General features: G+C 72.1%; 3 protein-coding genes. 2 read left to right on the top strand and 1 reads right to left on the bottom strand.

Translation table 11 applies throughout. The features are described from left to right. The coding region (locus tag GA0115259_RS35995; protein WP_093604621.1) for a glycoside hydrolase family 10-like protein at positions 1 to 1,122 on the top strand (1,122 nt) is incomplete at its 5' end. 32 nt (positions 1,123 to 1,154) lie between these two features. Here the strand turns inward: GA0115259_RS35995 and GA0115259_RS35990 are convergent. Next, complete coding sequence (locus GA0115259_RS35990) at positions 1,155 to 2,060, bottom strand: DMT family transporter (RefSeq protein WP_093604619.1); 906 nt, start codon at positions 2,058 to 2,060, stop codon at positions 1,155 to 1,157. On the opposite strand from GA0115259_RS35990, the gene GA0115259_RS35985 reads away from it, so the two are divergent. Then, on the top strand, positions 2,059 to 2,757 hold a 699-nt coding region (locus tag GA0115259_RS35985), incomplete at its 3' end, for an aminotransferase class I/II-fold pyridoxal phosphate-dependent enzyme (protein WP_141716838.1). The two genes, GA0115259_RS35990 and GA0115259_RS35985, sit on opposite strands and share 2 nt — an antisense overlap.

The raw sequence follows: 2,757 nt of genomic DNA, 5'->3' as shown, positions 1-2,757 counted from the left end.
ATGTGGCTCGCGACGGTCGCCAACCGCGACTGGCCCTCGGCGCCCGGGCTGACGGCGGAGCGGCAACGGGCCGAGCTGCTCGCGCATCTGGACACGGCCGTGGCGCGCGGGCTGAATACGGTCGTCTTCCAGGTCCGGCCCACGGCGGACGCGCTGTGGCCCTCGCCGTACGAGCCCTGGGCGCAGTACCTCACCGGTGTGCAGGGCCGCGATCCCGGCTGGGATCCGCTGGGCACAGCGGTCCGCGAGGCGCACGCACGCGGTCTGGAGCTGCACGCCTGGTTCAATCCGTACCGCGTCGCGAACCACACCGATCCCGCGCGGCTGACCGCGACCCACCCGGCCCGGGTCCATCCGGAGTGGATCCTCCCGTATGGCGGGAAGCTCTACTACAACCCGGGGCTGCCCGAGGTCCGGCGCTTCGTGCAGGACGCCATGCTCGACGCCGTCGAGCGGTACGCCGTCGACGGCGTGCACTGGGACGACTACTTCTATCCGTATCCGGTCGCCGGGCAGGTCTTCGAGGACGACGAGGCGTACGCGCGCTACGGAGCGGGCTTCCCGGACAAGGCGGCCTGGCGGCGGGACAACACGGACCGGCTGGTACGGGAGACCGCCGCGCGGATCAAGAAGATCAACCGGACGAACAGGACCAAGAGGGACGTACGTTTCGGTATCAGTCCGTTCGGGGTGTGGCGCAACGCGGCCACCGATCCGCTCGGCTCCGACACCACGGCCGGCGTGCAGACCTATGACGATCTGCACGCCGACACCCGCAAGTGGGTCAAGGAGGGCTGGATCGACGACATCGTCCCGCAGCTCTACTGGAACATCGGCTTCCCCGCCGCCGACTACGCGAAGCTGCTGCGCTGGTGGGACAGTGTCGTACGGGGGACGGGTGTGGCCCTCCACATCGGCGAGGCCCTCTACAAGGCGGGTGACCCGGCGCAGCCGGCCGCCTGGCAGGACCCGGCCGAACTGTCCCGCCATCTCACCCTGGCCAAGGAGTTCGCGGAGGTGCGCGGGCACTGCTTCTTCTCGGCGAAGGAGGTCGGCGCCGATCCGATCGGCGCGATGACCCGGGTGGTGGCGGACCACTACGGCGGGCGCGCCGTGAAGTGACGGGGACCGCCGGGAAGTGAGGGAGGCTGTGGTCAGGTGTCCGATCGCTGAGTGACCGCGATACAGACCAGCACCGCCACGGCCGCCACCGGCGCGGCGGGCGTGAGGCGCTCGCCGAGCAGGAGCACCGACCAGACCAGCGTCAGCACGGGCTGGGCGAGCTGGAGCTGGCTGGCCTTCGCGATACCGATCGACGCCATGCCCCGGTACCAGACGTACAGACCGAAGAAGGTCGAGCCCGCCGCCACCCAGACGAGCCCGATCGCGCCATGGGCCGTCCAGCGTGCCGGCTCGACGGCGAGGGCCACCGCCGAGCCCGCCACCGACAGCGGCAGACAGCCGATCAGGGCCCAGCCGATCACCTGCCAGCCGGGCATCTCCCGGGCCAGTCTGCCGCCCTCGGTGTAGCCCGCCGCGCACACCAGCAGCGCGCCGAACAGATACAAGTCTGCCGCTGACAGCGCTCCGCCGCTCTGCTGGACCGCGAAGGTGCTCACCACGGCCGCGCCGGCGAGCGCGGCCGGCCAGAACGTACGGGGCGGGCGCCGGCCCGTGCGTACGGTACGTACCGCCGCGAACGCGGCCGTCGTCAGCGGCAGCAGCCCGACCACGACGGCCGCGTGCGAGGTGGTGGAGGTCTCCAGCGCCAGTGTCGTCAGCAGCGGAAAGCCCACCACGACTCCGCCGCCGACCACCGCGAGCCCTGCCCAGTGCCGGCGCTCGGGAACCGGGACACGCAGTGTCAGCAGAAAGCCGCCCGCGATCAGCGCGGCGAGCGTGCTGCGCAGGGCGACGAGCGACCAGGGACCGAAACTCTCCAGGCCCCACACGGTGGACGGGAAGGTGAGCGAGAAGGCGACGACGCCCAGCGCGGCGAGCAGAGTGCCGCCGCCGACCGCTATCGATGTGTGTGGAGTAGCGCTATCCTGTGCTGTCATGCATGAGCGTAGCAGTGTGTCAGGACTGGCGGATTCGCTGCGGCAGGAGCTGAACCGCTACTCACCGGGTGGAAAGCTGCCGTCAAGCAGAGCGCTGGTCGACCGTTACCGTGTCTCTCCGGTGACCGTCTCCCGTGCCCTCGCCCGGCTCGCCGCCGAAGGACTCGTCGTCACCCGTCCCGGCGCCGGTGCCTTCCGCGCGCCCGCGCGGGCCGGTGCTCCGGCCCGTGGTGACACCTCCTGGCAGGAGGTCGCTCTCAGCGCCGATGCCGCCGCCGACCTCGTACCGCGCGCCGTCGACGCCTCCGGAGTCCTGGTCACGCTGGCCGCGCCGCCGCCCGGTGTCATCGAGTTCAACGGCGGCTATCTGCATTCCTCCCTCCAGCCGGAGCAGGCGATGGCCGCGGCGCTGGCACGGGCGGGCCGGCGGCCCGGCGCCTGGGGCAGACCGCCCACCGATGGTCTGCCCGAGCTGCGCGAGTGGTTCGCCCGTGGGATCGGCGATCCGGTCACGGCGGCGGAGGTCCTGGTCACGGCGGGCGGCCAGAGCGCGCTGACCACCGCGCTACGGGCGCTCGCGCCGCCCGGCGCGCCCGTGCTGGTCGAATCGCCCACCTATCCGGGGATGCTGGCGATCGCGCGCGCCGCCGGGCTGCGGCCGGTGCCGGTGCCGGTGGATCCCGACGGGGTACGGCCC

Origin of the sequence: Streptomyces sp. MnatMP-M17 (assembly GCF_900091995.1) — a bacterium.
Taxonomy (GTDB): domain Bacteria; phylum Actinomycetota; class Actinomycetes; order Streptomycetales; family Streptomycetaceae; genus Streptomyces.
This window is presented reverse-complemented; position numbering and strand designations above follow the sequence as displayed.

Bases quoted from the DNA above. Each gene is read 5' to 3' on its own strand.
- GA0115259_RS35990 (WP_093604619.1), bottom strand. From the start codon at position 2,060: ATGACAGCACAGGATAGCGCTACTCCACACACATCGATAGCGGTCGGC.